At 71.7% G+C, this 24,692-nt stretch carries 16 protein-coding genes; 4 read left to right on the forward strand and 12 right to left on the reverse strand.

All coding sequences use genetic code 11. The features are described 5' to 3' along the window. Positions 1 to 5 precede the first annotated feature (5 nt). A complete protein-coding gene (gene meaB / locus HOO61_RS11425; protein WP_172258877.1) occupies positions 6 to 974 on the forward strand; it encodes a methylmalonyl Co-A mutase-associated GTPase MeaB in 969 nt (322 codons plus the stop codon). Here meaB and HOO61_RS11430 read toward each other — a convergent pair. From HOO61_RS11430 to HOO61_RS11440, 3 genes are all read right to left on the reverse strand, one after another. Continuing rightward, the gene (locus HOO61_RS11430) at positions 971 to 1,468 is read right to left on the reverse strand and encodes a hypothetical protein (RefSeq protein ID WP_172258780.1); all 498 of its coding nucleotides are present in this window, start codon (positions 1,466 to 1,468) and stop codon (positions 971 to 973) included. The two genes, meaB and HOO61_RS11430, sit on opposite strands and share 4 nt — an antisense overlap. A 160-nt stretch (positions 1,469 to 1,628) precedes the next feature. After that, positions 1,629 to 2,357, reverse strand: a complete 729-nt coding sequence (locus tag HOO61_RS11435; RefSeq protein ID WP_172258781.1) for an SDR family oxidoreductase — start codon at positions 2,355 to 2,357, stop codon at positions 1,629 to 1,631. Between the two features lie 76 nt (positions 2,358 to 2,433). Beyond that, positions 2,434 to 3,009: a GtrA family protein gene (locus HOO61_RS11440; protein WP_172258782.1), complete on the reverse strand. Its 576-nt coding sequence runs from the start codon at positions 3,007 to 3,009 to the stop codon at positions 2,434 to 2,436. Positions 3,010 to 3,066: 57 nt separating this feature from the next. Here HOO61_RS11440 and HOO61_RS11445 point away from each other — a divergent pair, with 57 nt between their 5' ends. Beyond that, positions 3,067 to 4,020 carry a co-chaperone YbbN gene (locus tag HOO61_RS11445; protein ID WP_172258783.1) on the forward strand — a complete coding sequence of 318 codons (954 nt, stop codon included), beginning with the start codon at positions 3,067 to 3,069 and terminating at the stop codon, positions 4,018 to 4,020. Here the strand turns inward: HOO61_RS11445 and ppdK are convergent, their stop codons facing one another. From ppdK to HOO61_RS11460, 3 genes are read right to left on the reverse strand one after another with little or no spacing between them, the layout of a single operon-like run. Beyond that, positions 4,021 to 6,696, reverse strand: coding sequence for a pyruvate, phosphate dikinase (ppdK, locus tag HOO61_RS11450; RefSeq protein ID WP_172258784.1), 2,676 nt, complete (start codon positions 6,694 to 6,696; stop codon positions 4,021 to 4,023). It lies immediately after the preceding gene. A gap of 14 nt (positions 6,697 to 6,710) precedes the next feature. Continuing rightward, positions 6,711 to 7,733, reverse strand: coding sequence for an NUDIX hydrolase (locus tag HOO61_RS11455; RefSeq protein WP_172258785.1), 1,023 nt, complete (start codon positions 7,731 to 7,733; stop codon positions 6,711 to 6,713). A gap of 52 nt (positions 7,734 to 7,785) precedes the next feature. Next, a complete protein-coding gene (locus HOO61_RS11460) occupies positions 7,786 to 9,633 on the reverse strand; it encodes a multicopper oxidase domain-containing protein (RefSeq protein ID WP_172258786.1) in 1,848 nt (615 codons plus the stop codon). Between the two features lie 165 nt (positions 9,634 to 9,798). On the opposite strand from HOO61_RS11460, the gene HOO61_RS11465 reads away from it, so the two are divergent. After that, on the forward strand, positions 9,799 to 10,671 hold the full coding sequence (locus HOO61_RS11465; RefSeq protein ID WP_172258787.1) for a hypothetical protein: 873 nt from the start codon (positions 9,799 to 9,801) through the stop codon (positions 10,669 to 10,671). 1 nt (position 10,672) lies between these two features. Here the strand turns inward: HOO61_RS11465 and glgB are convergent, their stop codons facing one another. The 5 genes from glgB to HOO61_RS11490 all read right to left on the reverse strand — a co-directional run bounded on the left by glgB (position 10,673) and on the right by HOO61_RS11490 (position 21,708). After that, positions 10,673 to 12,583, reverse strand: coding sequence for a 1,4-alpha-glucan branching protein GlgB (glgB, locus tag HOO61_RS11470; protein ID WP_253942249.1), 1,911 nt, complete (start codon positions 12,581 to 12,583; stop codon positions 10,673 to 10,675). Then, positions 12,580 to 13,983, reverse strand: coding sequence for a hypothetical protein (locus HOO61_RS11475; protein ID WP_172258789.1), 1,404 nt, complete (start codon positions 13,981 to 13,983; stop codon positions 12,580 to 12,582). The genes glgB and HOO61_RS11475 overlap by 4 nt, the downstream gene beginning before the upstream one ends. Next, positions 13,980 to 15,707 carry a maltose alpha-D-glucosyltransferase gene (gene treS / locus HOO61_RS11480; protein WP_172258878.1) on the reverse strand — a complete coding sequence of 576 codons (1,728 nt, stop codon included), beginning with the start codon at positions 15,705 to 15,707 and terminating at the stop codon, positions 13,980 to 13,982. The genes HOO61_RS11475 and treS overlap by 4 nt, the downstream gene beginning before the upstream one ends. A 23-nt stretch (positions 15,708 to 15,730) precedes the next feature. Next, on the reverse strand, positions 15,731 to 17,710 hold the full coding sequence (locus tag HOO61_RS11485) for an alpha-1,4-glucan--maltose-1-phosphate maltosyltransferase (protein ID WP_172258790.1): 1,980 nt from the start codon (positions 17,708 to 17,710) through the stop codon (positions 15,731 to 15,733). Positions 17,711 to 17,814: 104 nt separating this feature from the next. Further along, complete coding sequence (locus HOO61_RS11490) at positions 17,815 to 21,708, reverse strand: M36 family metallopeptidase (protein WP_216658793.1); 3,894 nt, start codon at positions 21,706 to 21,708, stop codon at positions 17,815 to 17,817. 105 nt (positions 21,709 to 21,813) lie between these two features. Between HOO61_RS11490 and glgP the strand changes: the two genes are divergently transcribed. Further along, positions 21,814 to 24,396, forward strand: a complete 2,583-nt coding sequence (gene glgP / locus HOO61_RS11495; RefSeq protein WP_172258791.1) for an alpha-glucan family phosphorylase — start codon at positions 21,814 to 21,816, stop codon at positions 24,394 to 24,396. Positions 24,397 to 24,415: 19 nt separating this feature from the next. Here glgP and HOO61_RS11500 read toward each other — a convergent pair whose 3' ends face one another. Continuing rightward, a complete protein-coding gene (locus HOO61_RS11500) occupies positions 24,416 to 24,565 on the reverse strand; it encodes a hypothetical protein (protein ID WP_172258792.1) in 150 nt (49 codons plus the stop codon). Between the last annotated feature and the right edge of the window lie 127 nt (positions 24,566 to 24,692).

Here is a 24,692-nt window from a genome sequence, read left to right on the forward strand (position 1 = left end):
CCGGCGTGGCGAGGCGGGGAGCCCCAGCGGTCCCCGACCTCGTCGCGCGGGCACGTGAGGGCGACCCGGCCGCCGTCGCCCGGCTGATCAGCCTCGTCGAGGACGCCTCGCCGCTCCTGCGCGAGGTGATGGCGGCCCTCGGGCCGGACGCCGGCCGCGCACACGTGCTGGGCATCACCGGCGCCCCGGGGGTGGGCAAGTCCACCTCCACCAACGCCCTCATCGCTGCGATGAGACGAGCGGGCAAGCGCGTCGGCGTCCTGGCGATCGACCCCTCCTCGCCCTTCTCCGGTGGCGCCCTCCTCGGTGACCGGGTGCGCATGGGCGACCACGCGCTCGACCGCGACGTCTACATCCGCTCGATGGGTGCGCGCGGCCACCTCGGCGGCCTCGCGTGGTCGACGCCCCAGGCGGTGCGGGTCCTCGACGCCGCCGGCTGCGACGTGGTCGTCGTGGAGACCGTCGGCGTCGGGCAGAGCGAGGTCGAGGTCGCGGGGCTGGCCGACACCACGCTCGTGCTCCTGGCCCCGGGGATGGGCGACGGGATCCAGGCCGCCAAGGCGGGGATCCTCGAGATCGGAGACGTGTACGCCGTCAACAAGGCCGACCGCGAGGGGGCCGACCGCACGCGACGCGAGCTCCGGACGATGCTCGCCATGGCGGAGCGACGCGACGGGGCGTGGCGACCACCCGTGGTCCAGACAGTGGCCACCACGGGCGTGGGCATCGACGACCTGCTCGCCGAGGTCGACCGGCACGCGGCCTGGCTGCGCGAGTCGGGCGAGCTCGCCCGCCGGCGTACGCTCCGGGCCCGTCGCGAGGTGGAGGCGATCGCCCTGGCCGCGCTGCGCGAGCGCTGGGGTCGGGCCGGGTCCGGCGCCGACCTCGACGCCCTCGCCGAGCGCGTCGTCGCCGGCGAGGTGGACCCCTACGCCGCCGCCGACGAGCTGCTCGACGACGACGCGGCGACCTAGGCGGAGGCCGCCAGGGCCTCGTGCATGTCGTCGGCGAGCCGGCGCGTCCAGGCCTCGAGCACCTGCACGCTCACCCCCTGGGCGGTCACGGTGAGCAGGTGGCGCTCGTCGGTCGGCGTCGGCGCCGGCACCGACGCGATCACGGTGTGGCGCAGGCCCACCGTGAGCTCGACCGTGTCGACCGCCTCGTCCGGGTCCGGCCCGCCGGGCGTGCGCGCCGCGAACGCCGCCCTGCTCTGGCGCGCGATCCGGGCGACGTCGTCCTTCGCGAGGCCGTGGACGGCCACCGCGTCGCCGTCCACCGTCGCCAGCAGTGCCGAGGACGGCCCGTCGAGGGCGGCGAGCACGTCGACCAGCGACGTCCAGAGGTGACACACGGGCGTGCCGGCGCCGGGTGACTGCTCGAGGAGCTCGGCGCGCCCCCGGCGCGAGGCGCGGCCGGCCCAGGAGCCACCCCGCGCGAGCGGGTGGGGGGAGACGGGGTCTGCGGTCAAGGGGCACGTCCTTCCGAGCGACGAGGGAGCGGCCGACCCGAGGCGGCGAGGGACCCCTGTGGACCCCCTGTTGCTTCCGTGTGGGTGAACCGTAACCTCGCCCGCTCGTTGCGCGCGGCGATTCGCCGATGTTGCCCGGACGACCGTCGCCGGGAGCCGGTCAGCTGATGCGCAGGGTCTGTCCGGTGATCCGTGCAGCGGCGCTGCTGGCGAGGAACAAGGTGGCGTCCGTGACGGCATCGCTGGCCCGGGGTTGCGCACGGACCATGGTGTCGCCGGCGACCCGGCTGCCGCCGACCGGCGCGCTCGGGGCGTACTGGCGGGGGAGCACCGAGCGGCCCTCGCGGAGCACGGAGTTGACCCGCACGCCGAGGCCGGCCCAGTTGCGACCGGCACGCGCCGTCGTCTCGGCCAGCTCGCGCTGCGCGGCCTCCGGCGTGCTGGAGAGCTGGAGCCAGCTGGTCACGGCGCCGGTGTTGACGACGCACCCGCCGCCGAGGGCGGGGCTCTGGCCGAGCTTGAGGCGGAGCCGGGTCGTCAGGAACATCGGGCCGAGCAGCCCCGAGCGGGCCGCACCCGCGATGAACGCCTGCTCGCCGGGCGGCAGGCCGTAGGGGAGGTGGCAGGACGCTGCGAGCACGAGGATGTCGATGTGGCTGATCGTGCCGACGAGGTGGTCGATCGACTCCTGCCGGGCGAGGTTGACCGACTCGTAGTCGAAGGCCGAGAGGTCGGTGTCGTAGAGCGAGCGCAGCATCATCGTGCCGGTGACGGTGACCGAGGCCCCCGACGAAGCGAAGGCCGAGGCGATGGTGTGCCCCTCGCCCCGCGTGCCGCCGATGACCAGCACCTGGTAGCCGTTGAAGTCGTACGACCCCGCTGTCGTCATGGCGTGGCGCCCTCCCGTCGAAACCCCGGGAAGTTCTACCACGCGGTAGCGGCCCGGCGACAGGTGAGGAGACGCCTCAGGGCACGCGTACGTCGTCGCTCCGGCGCTCCTCGAGGAGACCGAGCCGGGCGCTGCGCACGGCGGCGAACGTCCACAGCTTGTTGAGCACGAACGACAGCGGCGTCACCAGGACGATCACGATGAGCTGGGACCAGTAGAGCCGGTTGCGGAGCCCGGAGGAGTCGTCGAAGACCTCGCGCGGCAGGCTGATGGGGGAGCCGGGGTGCATGAGGAGCGTGAGCAGGGCCAGGCCGATCACCTGCCCGGCCAGGCCCACCGCGAGGAACGGCCAGTACTCCCGCCACCACGGGGCGGCGAGGTTGCTCTTGAACGTCCAGGTGCGGTTGAGCTGGAAGTTCGACAGGTTGGCGACCAGGAAGGCGATCGTCGAGTACACGTGGTACCAGCGCAGGTTGAACCCGGACGAGCCGAGCGCGACGACGGCCTCGTCGAAGTGCGGGCCGAAGCGGCGCAGGAGGACCAGGGTGAGCAGGTTGACCAGCACGCCGGAGGCGCCCACGACGCCGAAGCGGACGAGGAGGCCGACGTTGCGCCGGTGCCGCGTCATCAGGGCGGCTCCCCGGGATCCCATGGAGCGAGGCTACCGACCCGCGCCCGCGGACGTGGCGCGTCTCCCTAGGATTGGGTCATGACGCAGCAGCCCTTCAGCCGCCCCGGTGCCATCGACCTCTCCGGTCTCGGCCGGCCCGCCGCCCCGGCCGGCGCGCCCGCGCCCCGCCCGGCCGCCGCGGCCGCGCCCGGCGCGCCGGCCGACACCCGTTCCTACAGCGTGGTCGTGGACGAGCAGGGGTTCCAGGGCCTGCTCGAGCAGTCGATGACCGCGCCCGTGCTCCTCGCGTTCTACTCCCGGACCCGGATGCCCGAGAGCGGCCAGCTCGCCGACGACCTCGCGACCGTGGTCGAGGAGCACGAGGGCCGCTACCTGCTCGGGCTCGTCGACATCGACGCGGTCCCGCAGATCGCCCAGGCGATGCAGATCCCCTCGATCCCGTTGGTCGTCGCCGTGGTCGACGGACGCCCCATGCCGCTGCTGCAGGACCCGCTCCCCATCGACGAGCTGCGCACCGCCCTCACCCAGGTCGGCCAGCAGCTCACCGCCCAGGGCATCACCGGTCGCCACCAGCCGCGGGCCGGCGGTGCACCCGCGGCCGAGGGTGACGAGGAGGTCGTCGACCCGCGCTACGCCCCCGCCCAGGACGCGCTCGCTGCGGGAGACGTCGACGCCGCCGTCGCGGAGTACCAGAAGCTGGTGGACGCCAACCCGGCCGACGTGGAGGCAGCCGGCGGCCTCGCCATCGCCAAGGTCATGCAGCGGACGCAGGGGGTCGACCTCAATGCCGCGCGCGCCGCCGCAGCGGACGCCCCCGACGACGTCGACGCCCAGACCCTGGTCGCCGACCTCGACATGCTCGGCGGGCACGTCGAGGACGCGTTCACCCGACTGGTCAACCTGGTCGCGCGCACCTCCGACAAGGACCGGGAGAAGGCCCGCGACCACCTCCTCGGCCTCTTCGCCGCGGTGGGCAACGACGACCCGCGCGTCCTGGCGGGCCGCCGCAACCTGGCGTCGGCGCTCTTCTGATCAGCTCGTCGAGGCGCGCTTCGCCAGCACCGACCGACCGGCCTCGAGCCGCGCGACCGGCACCCGGAACGGCGAGCAGGACACGTAGTCGAGCCCGACGCGATCGAAGAAGTGCACCGACAGCGGGTCGCCGCCGTGCTCGCCGCACACGCCGACCTTGAGGTCGGAGCGGGTCTTGCGACCCTTCTTCGTGCCCATCTCGACCATGCCGCCCACGCCGAGCTGGTCGAGCGACTCGAACGGCGACACGTCGAAGATGCCGTGCTCGAAGTAGCGGGAGAAGAACGCGGACTCGACGTCGTCGCGCGAGAAGCCCCAGGCCATCTGCGTGAGGTCGTTGGTGCCGAAGGAGAAGAAGTCGGCCGACTTGGCGATGCGGTCGGCAAGGAACGCCGCCCGGGGGAGCTCGATCATGGTGCCGATGGCGATGTCGAGCTTGACCCCTCGTGACTCCTGCACCTCCCTGATCTCCCGCTCGAGCTGGGAGCGGACGATCTGGAGCTCACGCACGCTGGCGACCAGCGGAACCATGATCTCCGCGCGCGGAGTGCCGTGGACCTCCATCCGGTCGGCAGCGGCCTCGGCGATCGCTCGCGCCTGCATCCGGAACAAGCCCGGGATCTGGATGCCCAGACGCACGCCGCGCAGCCCGAGCATCGGGTTCTGCTCGTGCATGCGGCGTACGTGGGTGAGCAGAGTGGCGGCCCGCTCGTCGACCTGGCCGCGCTCCTCGGCGAGGGCGACCTCGACGCTGAGGTCGGTGAGGTCGGGGAGGAACTCGTGCAGCGGCGGGTCGAGCAGCCGGATGGTGACCGGCAGGCCGTCCATGGCCTCGAGGATCTCGGTGAAGTCCTGGCGCTGCAGCGGCAGCAGCTCGGCCAGCGCGGCCTCGACGCCGTCCTCGTCCTCGGCGACGATGAGCTTCTCGACGAGCTCGCGCCGCTCGCCGAGGAACATGTGCTCGGTGCGGCACAACCCGATGCCCTGGGCGCCGAAGCGACGGGCGCGGGCGGCGTCGTCGGGGGTGTCGGCGTTGGTGCGGACCCGCAACCGGCGCGCGCCGTCGGCGTGCGCCATGATCCGCGAGACCGCCAGGGCCAGGTCGTCGTCGAGCTTCTCGCCCTCGAAGTGGCGCACCACGACGGAGTCCGCGACCGGCACGGCGCCGGCGAACACCTCCCCGGTGGTGCCGTCGATGGAGATCACGTCGCCCTCGCGCACGACCTCGCCGTCGCGGACGCGGAACTCCTTGGCCTTCGTGTCGACGTCGAGCGACTCGGCGCCACACACGCACGTACGACCCATGCCGCGCGCGACGACGGCGGCGTGCGACGTCTTGCCCCCCCGGCTGGTGAGGATGCCGCGCGCCGCGACCATGCCCCGCAGGTCGTCCGGGTTGGTCTCCTTGCGCACCAGGATCACGTCCTCGCCGCGCTCGGTCCACTCCACGGCCGTGTCCGAGTCGAAGACCGCCTTGCCGACCGCGGCGCCCGGGGAGGCGTTCATGCCGGTGGCGAGCAGGGTGCGCTCCGACGACTCGTCGAAGCGGGGGAACATCAGCTGGGCGAGCTGGTCGCCGGTGACGCGCAGGACCGCCTCGTCCATCTGGATCAGGCCCTCGTCGACCATGTGGACCGCGATCCGGAAAGCAGCCTCGGGGGTGCGTTTGCCCACGCGCGTCTGCAGCATCCACAGCTTGCCGCGCTCGACGGTGAACTCGATGTCGCACATGTCGCGGTAGTGGCGCTCGAGGCGCCTCATGATCTGCATGAGGTGGTCGTGCGACGTCCGGTCGATCTCGGCCATGTCGGCCAGCGACACCGTGTTGCGGATGCCGGCGACGACGTCCTCGCCCTGCGCGTTCTGCAGGTAGTCGCCGTACTCGCCCTGCGTGCCGCTGGCCGGGTCGCGGGTGAAGGCGACGCCGGAACCGGAGTCCATGCCGAAGTTGCCGAAGACCATCGCCTGCACGTTGACGGCCGTGCCCAGGTCCTCGGGGATGCGCTCCTGGCGGCGGTAGAGCCGCGCGCGGTCGGTGTTCCAGGAGTCGAAGACCGCACGGATCGCGAGGTCGAGCTGCTCGCGGGGGTCCTGCGGGAAGTCCCGGCCCGTCTGCTCCTTGATGACGGCCTTGAAGGTCTCCACGACGCCGCGCAGGTCGTCGGCGTCGAGGTCGAGGTCGGAGTCGGTGCCCTTGGCCCGCTTGGCCTCGTCGAGCGCCTCGGAGAACAGCTCGGAGTCGACGTGCAGCACGGTTCCGCCGAACATCTGGAGGAGCCGGCGGTAGGAGTCCTGGGCGAAGCGCTCGTCCTCGCTGCGAGCGGCCAGGCCGCCGACCGAGGTGTCGTTGAGGCCGACGTTGAGGACCGTCTCCATCATGCCCGGCATCGAGAACTTGGCTCCCGAGCGCACCGAGACCAGCAGAGGGTCGTCGGCGTCGCCGAGCTTCTTGCCCATCGCCTCCTCGAGCGCCGCGAGGTGCTCGGTGACCTCCTCGGCGAGCCCATCGGGCTCACCTCCCTCGGCCAGGTAGGCGCGGCACGTCTCGGTGGAGATCGTGAAGCCCGGTGGGACGGGCAGGCCGAGGTTGGTCATCTCGGCCAGGTTGGCACCCTTGCCGCCCAGGAGGTCCTTCTGGTCCTTGCTGCCCTCTGCGAAGTCGTACACCCAGGTCATGCAGGCATCCTGCCTCAGCGACCGGACTCCGTATACGGCTGGTCGCCCTCGACCGCGGCGCGCACCCTCCGAGAGGTGAAGTCGGCGGCCAGCTCGTCGACCTCCGCGAGCGTGCAGAAGCGCACGTCGCGGATCTCGCGCTCCTGCATCACCACTCGGGCCAAGACCTCGGGCCCGTGCGTCCCGCCGTCGAAGACCAGGCAGACGGCGTCGTCCCAGCCGCCCCACGCGGGCAGCCAGTCGGTGAGCACGAGGTCACCGGGCTCGATCGCGAGGCCGAGCTCCTCCTCGACCTCGCGCTGGACGGCCACGCGCGGCGACTCGCCGACCTCGACCACGCCGCCGGGCAGGTCCCAGTCGCGCTTGTAGGTCAGCTGGCACAGCAGCACCCGGCCCTCGCGGTCGCGCACGAGCATCTGCGAGATCGCCCGCTTGCGCGGGAGGAAGGAGTTGAGGAGGGAACGGAAGCTCTCGGGGTCGGACAGCGGCGGGTCGGTCGCGAGCCGCGCGAACACGGCGTACGACGTGGCGTCGGCGCGGTCGCCCATGCCCGGCGCCACTCGTTGCACGCCCTCGAGGCGCAGCCCGGCCCGGGTCGCCACCCGGCGGCTCCGGTCGTTGCGCGGGTCGATGCGGGCCTCCACCCGCTGCAGGCCCAGTCCGCCCTGGTCCGGATCTGCGAAGGCCCAGTCCACGAGGATGCGCACGGCACGAGCGGCGTACCCGCGGCCCCGGTGGCCGGCGTACAGGGCCCACCGCAGGCTGGCCCCGGCGCTGCCCTCGCGGGTCAGCTCGACGCTTCCCACCAGTCGACCGTCGTGCTCGACCACGAAGGACGCCTGCTCGCCTGCGAGGAAGCGTCGACGCCAGCGAGCGATCGCCGCCGAGTGGGTCTGCTCGGTGACCTCGCCGGCGTCCCACCCGAGCCAGAGGGCCATCTCGTCGTCGTGGCCGGCCACCGCCTCGGCGACGTCGTCGTCGCGCCACGCCCGCAGCGTGATGGTCCCATCAGTCAGCGTCGGCTGTTCGTCGGGCACCGTGCCACCCTAGCCACGGGAGCACAGCACCATGCAGGCAGTTGGTGCCACATCAGGGGACGACGTCGAACCGCGCCATCATCCCGTGGTCCTCGTGGTCGAGCATGTGGCAGTGGATCATGAAGGGTCCGGTGTAGTCGGTGAAGCGGGCCGCCACCTCGACCTCCTCGCCGGGCTCGAGCCGCCAGGTGTCCTCCAGTCCCCGCTCCCACGGGGGCGGCCGCCGGCCGTCACGCAGGAGGGTGCGCCACTGCTCGGCGTGGATGTGAACGTAGTGGGTGACGTCGCTGGTGTTGCGGAAACGCCACCGCTCCACCGTGTCGAGGCGGGAGCGGTGGTCGACCCGGCGAGGGTCGAAGGCGCGGCCGTTGATCGTCCAGGCGCTGCCGTGGTGGGAGGTCTCCTCGAGCCCGAAGGTCCAGGTCTGCGACACCTTCGCGGGGACGGGGGAGACCAGCTTCGGCGACGGCAACCGCGACGGCAGCCTCGATGCGTCCCTGGCCGGTGCACCCACGCGGAACTCCATCACCGGCGTCTCGCGCGCGTCGTCGCCGGAGATCCCGCTCGCGGCCGGCACGGACGCGAGCACGAGGCGCTGACCGGTGGCGCCGCTGAAGTCCACGACCACGTCGGCGCGCTGAGCCGGCCCGAGCAGCACGCTGGACCGGACGACCGCCTTTGGCAGCAGACCGCTGCCGGTGCCTACCTGCAGGAACGGCCTGCCGTCGGACAGCGTGAAGTTGTAGCTCGAGAACGGGGAGGAGTTCAGCAGCCGCAGGCGGTAGCGCGTGGCGGACACCTCGAGGTACGGCGCGTAGCGGCCGTTGACCAGGACCTTGTCCCCGACGGTGGCGTCGTCCGGCGGGGCGTCGGGCCCGGTCCACGTCATGTCGCCGTGGTGGCCGGCCATCTCGGGACCGGCGGCGAACGGGTCGGTCAGCTGGTTGCCCGGGGTGAACGAGCGCTCGGAGACCATCAGCGGCACGTCTCGGCGCCCCGACGGGAGCCGCAGCCCGCGGGTGGGCGGGTCGGTGACGATGAACATGCCCTGCAGGCCGCGCCAGTTGTTGCGGGCGGTGCGGTCCATGCGGTGGTCGTGGTACCAGAAGAACGAGCCGGGCGTGGGGCGGCCGTCGACCACGAGGGGGTAGTCGTAGGTGCGCTCCTCGCCGCGCGGGACCAGCTGGGTGGTGGGCTGACCGTCGTCAGCGGACGCGTGGTGGTCGCCGTGCAAGTGCGTCGTCGTCGAGCCGGCGCCGCGGGGGAGCCGGTTGACGACCGTGACCTCGGTGCCGCGCCCGCCGCGACGCCGGATGGTGGGGCCGGGGTAGCTGCCGTCGAAGGTCCACATCGAGGTGCGCGGTCCGTGGGGGAGGGCCCGCACCTTCGCGCGGCGCATGACCAGCCGGACGTCGGCACCGCGGCGCGTCGACGGGACGACCAGGGGCTGCTCGAAGCGGGTGTCGACCGGCTCGGCGCCGCCGGCGACGCCCTCGACGTTGATCACGCCCCGCATGTTGGGGTGGAACTTGCAGAAGAACGCCCACGCGCCGGCTGACAGGCCTTCGATCCCCGGGACGGTCGCGGACGTGCCGGCGGCGACGCGTACGTCGAACAGCGGGGTCCCGTCGGCGGTGCGCGCGACGGACGTGACGGTGTGGTCCATCGAGTCGAGGTTGACGACGGTGATGGTCCCGCCGCCACCGACGGTCACCTCCGGGGTGGCGAACCCTGACCGGGTGCCGCCCTCCTCGACGACGATCGTGGCGTTGCGTACCGGCTCCGCGGACGCCGTACGCCCCTCGGGTCCGGGACCGGCGTCGACGGCCACGAGCGCGATCGCGCACGTCACGATGCCAGCCAGCCAGGCCGCCGGTCGGCGGCGCCACATCCCCCTCATCGTCCCGAGTGTGCAGGAGCGACCGGGTGCCGGCATCCCCGGAACTCGGGTGGTCTGGACATCGCTCCGATGTCACTGAAATCGATGATGACGGGGCCCGTGGATCCGTGCCACTACTGGAAGGTGGTGCCGGGCGGCACCGCTCCTCGAGAAGGGTTGACCACCATGCACGTGCCCACCGGACTGCGCAGGGCAGTGGCGATCGTGTGCGCGACCGCGCTCGCGAGCACGCCCGTCCTCCTTGCACCCACCACAGCCGGAGCCTCCGGCGCTGCCACGGCCAGTGCGCCGGCCGCCATGCCCCACCTCACCGCGAAGGCCACGAAACGCGGCATCAACGTCAAGGGCACGGACGGCCTCCGGGCCGGACGCGTCCACCTGACCGTCAAGGGCTCCGCCACTGTCGAGTTCGTGGGGTTCGACGAGGGCTACGGTCCGGACGAGTTCGTCGCGGACGTCAACAAGTGCGGCGAGAAGTGCAACGTGAAGGCGCTGCGACGCGCGATCGACAACACCACCATCATCGGCGGGACGACAGCCGGCGACGCGACCATCGTCTTCCCGAAGGCAGGCACCTACGCGCCGTTCTCCGTCGGTGAGCGCGGGGTCGTCGTCGGGAGGTCGTTCAGCGTCAGTGGTCCCCCGCGGCAGTCCAAGACGCCGCGGGTGGACGGCAGCATCATCGCCAAGAAGGGCCTCGCGTGGGGTGGTGCGTCGTCGCTGCCCGCCGACGGTCGCTTCCTCTTCAAGAACAGGCGCAGCTCCGGCGTCCCCCACTTCGTGGAGATGCAGCAGGTCGTGGAGGGGACCACCGCCGACCAGGTGCTCGAGTCGTTCCAGGCCGGGCCGGCCGGACCTCCGCCGCCGTTCCTGGAGGGTCGGCTGCTCACCGGCTCGCTCAGCGCCGGCCAGAGCATGACCGTCGACTACGACCTGCCCCCGGGTCACTACGCGGTGATGTGCTTCTTCCCCGACCCGGACATGAAGGGCATGCCGCACGCCTTCATGGGCATGATCAGGATCATCGAGCTGACCTGAGTCAGGAGTCCTTCCGGAACCACACCGTGGCCAGCGGGGGCACGACGATGTCGGCGTGCGCCGGCTGGCCGTGGTGGTCGCCCTCGACCGCCGTGATCGAGCCGAGGTTGCCCACCCCAGAGCCGTGGTAGGACTCCGCATCGGTGTTGAGGACCTCGGTCCAGGTGCCGGCCGACGGCAGGCCGATGCGATAGCCCTCGTGCGGGTTGCCGGCGAAGTTGGCGACGCAGACCAGGTCGGGCTCGCCGGGGGACCGGCGTACGAACGAGAAGGTGTTGGCGCCCGCGTCGTTGGCGTCGATCCACTGGAAGCCGGACGGGTCGTTGTCGCGGCCCCACAGCGCGGCGGTCTCGGTGTAGGCGCGGTTCATGTCGCGCACCATCGCGTGCACGCCCGCGTGCTCGGGGTGCTCGAGGAGCCACCAGTCGAGCTCGCGGCTCTCGGCCCACTCGGACTCCTGGCCGAACTCGCACCCCATGAAGAGCAGTTGCTTGCCGGGGTGCGCCCACATGTAGGCGAGGTAGGCGCGCAGGTTGGCCAGCTGCTGCCAGCGGTCGCCGGGCATCTTGCGGAGCAGGGAGCCCTTGCCGTGGACGACCTCGTCGTGGCTGATGGGCAGGACGTAGTTCTCCGCGAACGCGTAGACCAGTGAGAAGGTCATCTGGCCGTGGTGGTGGCTGCGGTAGAGCGGGTCCTTGGAGACGTAGTTGAGCGAGTCGTGCATCCAGCCCATGTTCCACTTGAAGCCGAAGCCGAGCCCGCCGTCGCTGGTGGGACCGGTGACACCGGGCCAGGCGGTGGACTCCTCAGCGATCGTGACGATGCCGGGCACCCGCTTGTAGACGGTGGCGTTCATCTCCTGCAGGAACTGCACGGCCTCGAGGTTCTCCCGGCCGCCGTGCTTGTTGGGCGACCACTCGCCGTCCTCGCGGGCGTAGTCGAGGTAGAGCATCGAGGCGACGCCGTCCACGCGCAGGCCGTCGGCGTGGTACTCCTCGAGCCAGTAGACCGCGTTGGCGTAGAGGAAGTTGCGGACCTCGTTGCGCCCGAAGTTGAAGATGTGGGAGCCCCACTCCTTGTGCCAGCCGCGCTGCGGGTTGGGGTCCTCGTAGAGCGGGGTGCCGTCGAAGCGGGCCAGGGCCCACTCGTCTGTGGCGAAGTGCCCGGGGACCCAGTCGAGGATCACGCCCACACCGGCCTGGTGCAGGCGGTCGATGAGCCGCTTGAGCCCGTCGGGGTCACCGAAGCGGGAGTCCGGCGCGAAGTAGGAGGTGACGTGGTAGCCCCACGAGCCGCCGAACGGGTGCTGCATCACCGGCATGAGCTCGACGTGGGTGAAGCCGAGGTCGGAGACGTAGGGGACCAGGGCGTCGGCGATCTCGTCCCAGGAGTAGAGCTCGCCGGAGTAGTGCTTGCGCCACGACGCGAGGTGCACCTCGTAGGTCGACATGGCCTCGTCGACCGGCTGGCTCGTACGACGCTTCTCCAACCACGCGTCGTCGTTCCACTCGTGCTGCGACTTCCACACGCGCGAGGCGGAGCTCGGCGGCTTCTCGGCGTACTGGGCGAGGGGATCGGCGCGGTCGACCCACTGGCCGTCGGCGCCGCGGATGCGGAACTTGTACTGCGAGCCCACGCCGGCGTCCGCGACGTGGGCGTGCCAGACGCCGGAGCCGTCGAGGCGCGTCATCGGGTGCGCCGCGCCGTCCCAGCCGGCCCACTCGCCGGCCACCTGGACCTCCAGGGCGTTGGGTGCCCAGACGCGGAACGACGTGCCGTCGGGACCGGCTTGCGCGCCGAGCACGGTCCACAGCTGCTCGTGGCGGCCCTCGCCGATCAGGTGGAGGTCGAGCTCGCCGGGGGCGTGGGTGTCCACCTGCTTGGTGACGGGGGTGGTGGGGGGCTTGGTCATGAGGTCTCCTCCAGCGCGGCGAGGGGGATGGAGAGCCATCCCGGACGGTTGCGTGCTTCGTAGACCGCCTCGTAGACGACCTTGTCGGCGAGGTAGGCGTCGAGCAGTGCCTCGTTGACGCCGTCGACCACCTCGCCGCGCTTGTCGGTGTAGGCGTCGAGGAAGGCTGCGCGGTTGCGGGCGGCCCACTCGGAGGCCCGGTAGGCGCGCTGCTCGGCCTCACCGCCGGCGTCGGTGCCACCGGTCATGGCCACCACGCGCGGTGCGTAGTCGAAGGAGCGGATCATTCCCGCCACGTCGCGCCAGACCGAGTCGGGCTTCAGCCGCTCGGCGAGCGGCTTGGCCGGCTCGCCCTCGAAGTCGACGATCTTCCAGCCCTTGACGGTGCGGAGGGTCTGGCCGAGGTGCAGGTCGCCGTGGACCTGCTGCACCGCGACGCCGTCGAGCTCGCGGAGCCGGGCGAACGTCTCGCGCAGCCGGGCCTCGTGCGGCGCCAGGTCGGGTACGACGTCGAGCGCGGCGACCAGCCGGCCCTCCATCGCCCCGGCCAGCTCGCCCAGGGCGTCGGCCTCGCGCCGCTCGACCGGGAAGTGCGCGGCGAGGTCGGCGTGGACCTCGGCGAGCGCGACCCCGAGCCGCGCGGCCTCGCCGGCGAAGTCGCCGCCGACCTCGTCGGCGTGCAGGTCGGCCTCGGCGAACAGGTTGCGGACGCTGGCCAGGGCCAGGTCCCAGCCGTCGCTCGCGGTGCGGAGGAACTGCTGCAGCATCGCGAGCTGGATCGTCGTGTTGGTGTCCTCGTCGACCAGGTCGAGCCAGCCGTAGAGCGCAGCGACGTGGGTGGAGCCCGCCTCGGTGAGCACCTGGTGGATCGCGATGTCGGGGTTGACCCCCGGGGTCACCTTGCGGAAGACCTTCATCAGCGCGTCCTCGCCGAAGGCCACCGACGAGTTGGACTGCTCGCCGGAGAACAGGGTCGAGTGGGCCTCGATGTCGAGGTCGTGCCCGGGCAGCCGGTGGAACATCAGGTCGCCCCGCACGTCGGACGGTGGGGCCGGGTCGACGCCGTGACGGGCGAACGCGGCCAGCCAGAGGGCCATCGCCTGCCGGTCGTGCAGCGCGTCGTAGACGAACGCGTGGCCGAGCTCGTCGTCCTCCCACTCACCGATGAGCGCGTGGGCGATGCGCTCCTGCGGCTCGGTGTAGAAGGCGAGCGGCAGCTGGTAGAGCTCGTTCGTGCCGTCGGCGTAGGCGACCTCTGCGAGCTCGATCGTGACGTGCAGCCAGTCCGGCGCGTCGGGAAGCCGGCCGACGCGTCGTACGTCGCCGAGCTCCCAGTCGCGTCCCTTGCCACCGAACCAGCGCGCCTCGTCGATCCAGGCCTTGATCTCGATCGTGCTCACGGTTCCCCTCCCGTGTTGCTCGGATCCGTCAACCGCAGCCACAGGAAGCCGTAGCCGCCCAGGGTCAGCAGGTAGGGCAGCTCGCCGACGGCCGGGAACGGCACGCCGCCCAGCAGCTCGATCGGGACCATGCCCTCCCACTGCCGCAGGTCGAGCTCGACGGGCTGCGGGAAGCGGGACAGGTTGTTGACGCAGAGGATCACGTCGCGCTCGTCGTCCCCGCGGTGCTCGCGGATGTAGGACAGGACGCTCGGGTTGGATCCGCCGAGGTCGACGAAGTCGCCGAGCCCGAAGGCCGGGTGGCGGCGCCGGGCGTGGACCAGCCGTCGCGTCCAGTGCAGCAGCGAGGACGTGTTCTCCAGCTGGGCCTCGACGTTCACCGACTGGTAGCCGTAGACCGGGTCCTGGATCGCCGGCAGGTGGAGCTTGCCGGGCGTGGCGTTGGAGAAGCCCGCGTTGCGGTCCGGCGTCCACTGCATCGGCGTACGCACGCCGTCGCGGTCACCGAGCCAGATGTTGTCGCCCATCCCGATCTCGTCGCCGTAGTAGAGGACCGGCGATCCGGGCAGCGAGAGCAGGAGCGCCGTGAACAGCTCCATCCGGTTGACGTCGTTGTCGAGCAGGGGCGCGAGGCGGCGGCGGATGCCGATGTTGGCCTTCATGCGCGGGTCGTGGGCGTACTCCGACCACATGTAGTCGCGGTCCTCGTCGGTCACCATCTCGAGGGTGAGCTCGTCATGGTTGCGCAGGAAGATGCCCCACTGGCAGCCGTCGGGGATCGCCGGCGTCTGCTCGAGGATCTCCGAGATCGGGAAGCGCGACTCGCGGCGCACCGCCATGAAGATGCGGGGCATCACGGGGAAGTGGAAGGCCATGTGGCACTCGGTGCCCACCCAGCGGCCGTCCTCGGTCTCCTCCGGCCCGAAGTACTCGACCACGTCGGCCGGCCACTGGTTGGCCTCGCACAGCAGCACGCGGCCCGGGTAGTGCTCGTCGACGAAGCGGCGGCACTTCTTGAGGAAGTCGTGCGTCTCGGGGAGGTTCTCGCCGTTGGTGCCGGGGCGCTCGTAGAGGTACGGCACCGCGTCGAGCCGGAAGCCGTCGAGGCCCATGTCGAGCCAGAACGCCATCGCCTCCAGCATCGCGTCGTGGACCTTGGGGTTGTCGAAGTTGAGGTCGGGCTGGTGGTGGAAGAACCGGTGCCAGAAGTACTGCTGGCGCACCGGGTCCCACGTCCAGTTCGACGGCTCGGTGTCGACGAAGATGACCCGGGCGTCCTGGTAGAGCTCGTCGCTGTCGGACCAGACGTAGAAGTCGCCGTAGGGGCCCTCGGGGTCGCTGCGGCTCGCCTGGAACCACGGGTGGGCGTCACTCGTGTGGTTCATGACGAAGTCGATGATCACCCGGATGCCGCGCTGGTGGCAGGCGTCGATGAACTCGTGGAAGTCCTCGACCGTGCCGCACTCGGGAAGGATGTTGTTGTAGTCGGCCACGTCGTAGCCGCCGTCGCGCAGGGGCGAGGTGAAGAACGGCGGGACCCAGAGGCAGTCCACGCCCAGCCACTCGAGGTAGTCGAGCTTCTCGATCAGGCCCTTGAAGTCGCCGGTCCCGTCCCCGTTGGAGTCCCGGAACGACCGCACCAGCACCTCGTAGAAGACCGCCGTGCGGAACCACTCGGGTTCCGCGTTGAGGACGGCGGTCGCACGGGTCGCGTCCATCGGCATCTGGGACGACGTGGGGTGGTCGGTCAACGGGTCCTCCTGACGGCGATCACGTGGGCAGGTTCGTAGCCGGGGTCCAGCCGGACGTAGTTGTGCGCGGTCCAGCTCCAGTCCTCGCCGGTGATCTCGTCGTGGGCGACGAAGGAGTCGTGCCACTCCATGCCGAGCGCCGGCATGTCGAGGTGGATCATCGTCTCGCGCGTGCCGTGGGGGTCGAGGTTGATCACGGAGATGACGATGTCGTCCTCGTGCCTCTTCGAGAACACCAGCACGTGGTCGTCGTCGCTGGAGTGGATCGTCACGTTGCGCAGCAGCTGCAGGGCCGGGTGGTGGCGTCGGATCTCGTTGAGCCGGGTCAGGTACGGCGCCAGCGTGGTGCCCTCGGCGTCGCGCTTGTCCCAGTCGCGGACGCGGATCTGGTACTTCTCGGAGTCGAGGTACTCCTCGGACCCCGGCTTGACCGCGACGTGCTCGAACAGCTCGTAGCCGGCGTACACGCCCCAGCTGGGCGAGCCCGTGGCGGCCAGCGCGGCGCGCACCTTGAACGCAGCCGGGCCGCCGTACTGCAGGTAGGCGTGGAGGATGTCGGGGGTGTTGACGAAGAAGTTGGGCCGCATCAGGTGGTCGGACTCGTGCGCGACCTCGACGAGGTAGTCCTCGATCTCGCGCTTGCCGGTGCGCCACGTGAAGTAGGTGTAGCTCTGGTGGTAGCCGACCGCGCCGAGGCCGTGCATCATCGCCGGCTTGGTGAAGGCCTCGGACAGGAAGAGCACGTCGGGGTCCGTACGCCGCACCTCCGCGAGCAGCCACTCCCAGAACGCCAGCGGCTTGGTGTGCGGGTTGTCGACGCGGAAGATCCGCACCCCGTGCGACATCCACAGCTTCACGACCCGCAGCACCTCGCGGCAGATGCCGGCCGGGTCGTTGTCGAAGTTCATCGGGTAGATGTCCTGGTACTTCTTCGGCGGGTTCTCGGCGTACGCGATGGTGCCGTCCGCACGCGTCGTGAAGAACTGCGGGTGGGTGGTCACCCACGGGTGGTCGGGCGCCGCCTGGAGCGCGAGGTCGAGGGCCACCTCGATGTCGAGCTCGCGAGCCCGCGCCACGAAGGCGTCGAAGTCCTCGAAGGTCCCGAGGTCGGGGTGGATCGCGTCGTGGCCGCCGTCCTTGCTGCCGATCGCCCACGGCGAGCCGGTGTCGTCGGGGCCCGGGGTCAGGGTGTTGTTCGGGCCCTTGCGGTTGACCTCGCCGATCGGGTGGATCGGCGGCAGGTAGAGGACGTCGAAGCCCATCTCCGCCACCCGGTCGAGGCGCTTGGCCGCGGTCCGGAACGTGCCGCTCGTGACCTTGCCGGTCTTCTCGTCGCGCGTCGCGCCCTCCGAGCGGGGGAAGAACTCGTACCAGCTCCCGAAGAGCGCGCGGGTGCGGTCGGCACGGAACCGGAACGGCCCCGTGACGGTGAGCAGCTCGCGCAGCGGGTGGGCGAGGAGCACCGCCTCGAGCTCGGGGTCCTGGAGGGCTGCGAGGCGCGCGCCGACGGGACGGTTGGTGTCGGTCGCGGCTGCGACCGCGCCCGAGACGACGGCGGCCGACGGCTCGTCGAGCGCGTCCTTGCCCGTCCCCGCGGCCACGCGCTCCAGCAGGAGCCGCGCCTCGGTGAACATGAGCTCGACGTCGACCCCGGCCGGGATCTTGATGCCCGCGTCGTGCTCCCAGGTGGCGAGGGGGTCGGACCACGAGTGGATCTCGAAGGTCCACTCGCCCTCGACGTCCGGCGTGACGTGGGCGACGTAGCGGTTGGGGGCGTCGCCGTCGGGGCGCATGCGCACCGGGTCGCGCGTGCGGCCCGAGGGGTCGGTGGCCACCACCTCCGCGGCGAGCTGGTCGTGGCCCTCGCGGAACACCGAGGCGCGTACGGGCATCGGCTCGCCGACAGTGGCCTTGGCCGACTGTCGACCGAGGTCGACCACGGGCGAGACATCCATCACGGGTATCCGTCCAACCATGGGGCCACACTTGCGAACCCGGACCCTGCACGCAAGCCGACCGCGGTCGGGGCCACCCCTTGGGACGGCTCGACCGCGGTCGTCCTCGCTCCGGCGTCTCCGGGTCAGCGGACCGACGCCACCGTGATGCTGCGCAGCCGCGTCCTCGACGACGTGAACGCCTTCGTGTCGGCTGGCAGGAAGCGCACCCGGACAGTCGTACGTCCCGGGCGCAGCGCCTTCCGGGGGACGCGCACGCGGGCGGTGCCGTCGGCGGTGGGGACGACCTTCCACTTCTTCGCGGCCAGACGCACCACGAACCGACCGGGCTCCTTCTCCGCTGCCGAGCGCACGGTCAGGAACAGCACCGGGGCGGGCTTGCGGCGGGTCTGGTAGGCGCGCTTGACGATCATCCGCGTGCGGGTCGGCAGCGCGGTCGCGGTGGGGGTGCCGGTGGTGCTGCTGCTGGTGGGGTCGTCGGTCGGACCGGTGGTCGGGTCGGCAGTCCCTGGCGCCGTGTCCGGGTCACTGCCCGTCCCGTCGCTGCCGGTCCCGTCGTCGGTGCCGGTCCCGTCGTCGGTGCCGGTCCCGGGGGCGCCCGGCTGCTGGGGCAGCGTCGCGTCCTCGCCGAAGACCTGCAGCTCCGCGGCGTGCACGATCGTGCCGCGGTCCGAGCCCGTCTTGCAGTCGGTGGGCACGGTGGTGCTGGCGGTCTGCTGCCCGGCGTAGGCCTCCTGGCCGGTGCACTGGTTCTCCAGCGTCACCAGGCGTACGGCGGCGGCCTCGGTGTCGGGAACGTCGAACCCCCGCATGGTGAGGGTCGGCGCGACCGGGCGCGGCAGGGTGCTCGGGAAGGCGTCGGTGGGCGAGGTGTAGAACCGCGTCCACACGGCGTCCGCCGACTCGCAGGCCGTGGTGCACGCCTCCAGGGCGAACTGGCGCAGGGCGGTGAATCGCGAGCCCGAGTCCGGGTCCTCCTGGGCGAGCGGCACCCCGGTGCCCGACTCCGGTGCCGGGGTGAGGTGGGCGCTGACCTGGACGCGGCGCACGGTGCTGACGTCGCCGGCGAGGTCGACGGCGACCGACGGGTTCGACTCGTCGACCTGGGCCTCGGTGACGCCGCCCCAGTTGGTGGCCTCGGTCCCGTCGATGAGCGCCTCCGGGTTGAGCGAGCCGTCCGTCGCCCCGATGACCGCGGCGCCCGCCGCGGAGCTGGCGAGGTTGACCACGTCGCCGACGGTCTCGATGCGTGATGCGCCGTCGGCGGGGACCGTCATGGTCCACCTCGTGAAGCCGCGGTCGGGCGAGACGGCGAGCATCTCGTAGGTGCCCGGGGTGAAGGTCGCGCTGGCTCCGAGGGCGGTGCCCGGGTCGGTGTCGGCCACGGGCGTGACGCGAGCCTCGTAGTCGCCGACGTAGATCCGGGCCGAGCCCGTCGTCGCGAACGTGATGGACGCGTTGGGCCCGGTCGGGCTCGCGAAGCTCGGCGTGGGCTCGTGGTCGTCGGCATCGGCCACCGACGCGTCGACTCCCATGCCACGCCGGGCGAAGGCCGCCCACAGGACGTCCTCGTTCGCACCACCGAAGCGCATCCGGTCGGCCGCGATCATCGCGTCGCGGGCGTCGAGCATCGAGGTCGCACCCTGCTGGAGGAGGAAGGAGTCGAACATCAGCTGCACCCAGCGGCGGTTGCCGGGGCAGGTGTCGACGGGGCGAGGCGTGGCCGTCGGCGTGGCCTGCGCGCAGGCGAGCTGCAGCGCCGCGTCGTCGTACGGGAAGCGGGCGTCGTACGCCTCCACGAGCGCCTGGCGGACCTCCCACATCGTGCCGTTCCAGATCTCGCCGTCGGCGTGGACCTCGGGGCCGGTGGAGTCGAAGCCGTAGTCCGAGAAGTTGAGCGGGTTGTCGTCGATCGAGTAGTCGCGGATCGCGGTGTCGGTGTTGCCGGTGGCGTAGGCGCCCACGGCCCACACGTTGCCGCCATTGCTGTATCCGTGCGAGAACTGGTACTCGCCGGCGACCAGGTCGCCCCACGACTCACCCATCGCACCGCCCTGCTCGGAGGTCAGCCCCTCATCGGGACCGCCGACCATGCGGTTGGTGATGGCGTGGGTGTACTCGTGCCCCACGATCCCCATGTCGAGACCGCCGTCGGTGCACGGTGCGTAGAACGCCCCGGCGATCGGCTCGAAGAGGTACTGGTTGGTGATGCCGGGCGTGCCGTCCTGCAACGTGATCTGGTTGGCGTTGTCGCGACCGAGGAAGCTCGGGCTGCCGCCGGTGATGGCGCCGGCCTGGGCGTTGCCCACCTCCTGGTCGCCGCCGACGCCTCCGCGGCCGCCGTTGTCGAGCTGGAGGTTGTAGTTCTCCTCGGTGAAGCCGAGGTAGTAGGAGTAGTCGTGCATCCGGTTGTGCGCGGCGAACAGGTTGCCGACCGAGGCGTCGATGTCGTTGCCTCCCGGCACCAGCTCGGCGACGTCGCAGCGGCTGTTGTTCCAGCGGTCCTCGAACTCTGCGGTGTAGCTGCGCTCCGGCGACACGGGCGCCTGGGACAGGCCTCCCGGCGTCAGCGGGCTGGCCCACGCCTCGTGGGTGTTGGCGTTGTTGCCCACGGTCGTGAAGGTCGGCAACGCGCCGATCGCGTCCCACGGCCCGAAGGCCGCGACGTTGCGCAGCGGGGTCGGCGGTGAGCTGCAGCCGGCCTCGGCGTGCCAGCAACCGATGATCGAGTTGCCCGGGGTCTCGGTGGGGGAGTCGAGCGTGGGGTTGGCGGTGAACCAGCGCCACCGTGGGTTGCCGACGAGGTCCCCCGTCGAGGGCGCGGCGCTGTCGCTGGTGCTGACCGCGAGCGTGTACTGCCCGGCGACGACGGACGCGGCGTCGAACGGACACACCTGGGCCGCATAGGTGCCGGCCGGGATCGCGGCGGAGGAGTACGTCGCCACCTCGGGATTGGTGGCCAGGTCGCCCGACACGAGGACGTCGTCGCCGCGGAGGATCTTCACGACGAAGTCGTCCACCGGGAGGCCGGTGGCGACCGCGGTGATCGACCTGGTGAGATCGTCGTCGAGCTCGAAGGGGTGCTTGGGGCCGCACTCGGTCGGCGTGATCGCGCCGGTGAACACGTCGTTGTAGACGTGGTTCTCGGTCTTGTTGTGGCGGACGAGGACCTCACCGGTCACGCCGTCGACGAGCGAGGTGAAGGCGAGGGAGGCGCCACCGGCGACGTTGACGACATTGGCCTCGAGGACCGGTCGTACCGAGCCGTCGGCCATCGGCAGGGCCCGCCGGCGGACCTGCTGCTCCTGGGCGAAGCCGGGGACGGTCAGCCGGGACCAGCCGCGGGCGACGGTGGTCGTGATGTCGTCGAGCTGCGCCGCGGGGACGCCGACGGACAGGTCGGTCGCGGCCCGCAGCCATCCCTGCAGCGGTGACAGGGTCGCCTCGGGCATCGCTCCGGTCGGGCGGGCCAGGGACGAGGAGACGTAGGCGATCTCCCCGTTCGCGACGCCGACGGTCACCAGGCCGCCGACGGCGGGTGCGAGGCCGCCGAAGTCCTGGCGGAACAGCACGGCACGCGCGTCGGAGTCGGCGAACCGCTGCGAGCTGACGAGCACGAGGTCGTCGACGGCGTCTGCCGACATCCCGAACGCGGCGGAGTTGCCCCGCAGCCAGGCGCGGGCCGCATCGACCGGCGCACCGGGAGCGACGCCGAGGCTCCCGTCGGTCGGCAGGATCGAGGCGGGCGTGCCGAGCGAGCCCCAGCGGGCGGTGACGCCACCCATCGCCGAGACGGCCCGGCGTTGGTCGGCGGTGGGCGCGGCCGTGCCGCGGGTGTCGACGTCGCGTGGACCGCCGACCGGGTCACCCAGGGTGCGGACGTCGGGCGGCGTGGGTCCTGGGGTGATCGTGTCGGGCTCGGCGGTGGCCGGGGAGGCGACCGTGCCGAGGGTGGAGATCGCGAGGAGGATCGCGGCGGCCAGCGAGGTGCGGCCGAGGTGAGGACGGGGTCGGGTCATGCCCGCAACAACTGCGGCGCGGGGCAGGGGTTATGCGGGTGGGCCGCGCCTCGCCGGAGGGGGTGCTCTTGGATCGTTCCAAGAAATGGCCTAGCGTGCTGGTCCGTGCGAGCGTTCCGACGATTCACCGTCCGTCCTGTCCTGCCCGAGCCCCTGGGCGCGCTGTCCACCTTGGCCGGCAACCTGCGCTGGTCCTGGCACCCGCCCACCCAGGACGTGTTCTCCTCGATCGACCCCGAGCTGTGGCGCCAGGTCAAGTGCGACCCGGTGCGCTTCCTCGGCGCCGTGGGCCGCGAGCGGCTCGACGAGCTGGTCGAGGACGGCGACTTCCGCAGTCGTCTCGACGCGGCACACGCCGACCTGCAGCGATACCTCACCGAGGACCGCTGGTACGCCCGCAAGGCCGGCGACGACGCGCCGCGCGCCATCGCGTACTTCTCGTCCGAGTTCGGCATCACGTCGGTGCTGCCGCAGTACTCCGGCGGCCTCGGCATCCTGGCCGGTGACCACCTGAAGGCGTCCTCCGACCTCGGCATCCCGCTGGTGGGCGTCGGCCTGTTCTACCGCCACGGCTACTTCAAGCAGGCGCTCGACCGCGACGGCTGGCAGCAGGAGAGCTACCCCGTCCTCGATCCCGACGAGCTGCCGCTGACTCAGCTGCGGGAGGCGGACGGCACCCGCGCCACCGTCTCGATCGCGCTGCCCGACGGGCCCGACCTGGTGGCCCGGATCCTCGTCGCCCACGTCGGGCGCGTGCCGCTGCTGCTCCTCGACACCGACATCGAGGACAACAGCGCCCACTACCGCGACGTCACCGACCGGCTCTACGGCGGCAACTCCGAGCACCGGCTGCGCCAGGAGCTGCTCCTCGGCGTGGGCGGCGTACGCGCCCTGCGGGTGTGGTCGCGCATCACCGGCGCCCCGGCGCCGGAGGTCTTCCACGCCAACGAGGGCCACGCGGGCTTCCTCGGCATCGAGCGCATCCGTGAGCTCACCGTCGAAGAGGCCGGGCCACACCTGGACTTCGACACCGCGCTCGAGGTCTCCCGCGCCGGCACGGTGTTCACCACGCACACGCCGGTGCCTGCGGGCATCGACCGCTTCCCGCGTGAGCTCGTCTCCCAGTACTTTGGCGGCAACTCGCCGACGCCGGGCGTCCCGGTCGACCGGATCCTCGCGCTCGGCGCGGAGGACTACGAGGGCGGCGACGCGGGCGTCTTCAACATGGCGGTGATGGGCTTCCGCCTCGCCCAGCGCGCCAACGGCGTGTCCGAGCTGCACGGCCACGTGTCGCGCGGCATGTTCAACGGCCTCTGGCCGGCCTTCGACGAGGCCGAGGTGCCGATCACCTCGATCACCAACGGCGTCCACGGCCCGACCTGGATCGCCCGCGAGGTCATCGAGCTGGCGGCGAGCCGGGGCGCCGACGTCGACGGTGACGACACCGATGCCCTCTGGCCGCTCGTCGACCAGATCAGCGACCGGGAGATCTGGGACCTCAAGCGCACGCTGCGCACCCGCTTCGTCGACGACGCCCGCGACCGGATGCGCCGCTCGGCGACCAAGCGCGGCTACGCCGCGGCCGAGACCACGTGGATCGACACCGCGCTCGACCCCGACGTGCTGACGATCGGCTTCGCGCGCCGGGTGCCGACGTACAAGCGGCTCACCCTGATGCTGCGTGACCCCGCCCGCCTCAAGAAGCTGCTGCTCGACCCCGATCGCCCCATCCAGCTGGTCATCGCGGGCAAGGCGCACCCGGCCGACGAGACCGGCAAGCGGCTCATCCAGGAGATGGTGCGCTTCGCGGACGACCCGGAGGTCCGGCACCGCATCGCGTTCCTGCCCAACTACGACATCGCGATGGCGCAGCCGCTCTACCCCGGCTGCGACGTGTGGCTCAACAACCCGCTGCGCCCGTACGAGGCGTGCGGCACCTCCGGCATGAAGGCGGCGCTCAACGGCGGCCTCAACCTGTCGATCCTCGACGGCTGGTGGGACGAGTGGTACGACGGCAACAACGGCTGGGCGATCCCCTCGGCCGACGGCATCGACGACGCCGACCGGCGTGACGACCTCGAGGCCAACGCGCTCTACGACCTGCTCGAGACCGACGTCGTGCCGCGCTTCTACGAGACCAACGACGAGGGCGTGCCCCCGCGCTGGCTGGAGATGGTGCGCCACACGCTGAAGTCGCTCGGCCCCAAGGTGCTCGCCACCCGCCAGGTGCGCGACTACGTCCGCGAGCTCTACGCCCCCGCGGCGCACACCTCGCGCACCCTCAACTCCGACTACGCCGGGGCCCGCACCCTGTCGGGCTGGAAGCACGAGGTCCGCGCGGCGTGGCACGGCGTCCGCGTCGAGCACGTCGACTCCGAGGGCGTCGGCGACCAGGCCGTCGTCGGTGCGACGCTCAACGTCCGCGCCTGGGTGGCGCTCGGCTCGCTCTCGACCGACGACGTCGAGGTGCAGGTCGTGCACGGGCGGATCGGCTCCGACGACGTCCTCACCGCGACGTCGGTGACGCCGATGCTGGTGGGGGAGTCCTACGACGGCAACCGCCACCGCTTCGACGCCGCCGTGCCGCTCGCGGTCTCCGGCCCGTTCGGCTACACCGTCCGGGTCGTCCCGCGCAACGAGTCGCTGGCCTCGGTCGCCGAGCTCGGGCTGGTCGCCGAGCCGGCCTGAGCACCGCTGGGCTCGGTCGTCAGGCGGCCGAGCTCGTCGCCAGCGGATTGCGCCGGCGGCAGTGACAGAGGTCGCTGCACGGCAGGAACGAGTGGGCGGCGTGGCCGCACCCCGGGCACGGCAGGTCGTGGCTGAGGTGCGTCCTGCTGGTCTGGACGGTGTCCCACATGGCACGTCTCCTTCCGACGCCGGTGGTGGCGTCCCAGCGTGCGCCTCCCCGTGCCCGTTCCGCATCCGGGTTATTACCTACGACGGCCGAGACGCGTTGCGGTGCCCCGTGGTCGCGAGGACGATCG

Origin of the sequence: Nocardioides sp. zg-1230 (assembly GCF_013155335.1) — a bacterium.
In the GTDB taxonomy this organism is placed as follows: domain Bacteria; phylum Actinomycetota; class Actinomycetes; order Propionibacteriales; family Nocardioidaceae; genus Nocardioides.

Coding starts and splice junctions, on each gene's coding strand:
- HOO61_RS11445 (WP_172258783.1), top strand. CDS start 3,067: ATGACGCAGCAGCCCTTCAGCCGCCCCGGTGCCATCGACCTCTCCGGT.
- HOO61_RS11485 (WP_172258790.1), bottom strand. CDS start 17,710: ATGGTTGGACGGATACCCGTGATGGATGTCTCGCCCGTGGTCGACCTC.
- HOO61_RS11500 (WP_172258792.1), bottom strand. CDS start 24,565: ATGTGGGACACCGTCCAGACCAGCAGGACGCACCTCAGCCACGACCTG.
- HOO61_RS11440 (WP_172258782.1), bottom strand. CDS start 3,009: ATGGGATCCCGGGGAGCCGCCCTGATGACGCGGCACCGGCGCAACGTC.
- glgB (WP_253942249.1), bottom strand. CDS start 12,583: ATGACCAAGCCCCCCACCACCCCCGTCACCAAGCAGGTGGACACCCAC.
- HOO61_RS11460 (WP_172258786.1), bottom strand. CDS start 9,633: ATGAGGGGGATGTGGCGCCGCCGACCGGCGGCCTGGCTGGCTGGCATC.
- ppdK (WP_172258784.1), bottom strand. CDS start 6,696: ATGACCTGGGTGTACGACTTCGCAGAGGGCAGCAAGGACCAGAAGGAC.
- treS (WP_172258878.1), bottom strand. CDS start 15,707: ATGCCGATGGACGCGACCCGTGCGACCGCCGTCCTCAACGCGGAACCC.
- HOO61_RS11435 (WP_172258781.1), bottom strand. CDS start 2,357: ATGACGACAGCGGGGTCGTACGACTTCAACGGCTACCAGGTGCTGGTC.
- HOO61_RS11490 (WP_216658793.1), bottom strand. CDS start 21,708: ATGACCCGACCCCGTCCTCACCTCGGCCGCACCTCGCTGGCCGCCGCG.
- HOO61_RS11465 (WP_172258787.1), top strand. CDS start 9,799: ATGCACGTGCCCACCGGACTGCGCAGGGCAGTGGCGATCGTGTGCGCG.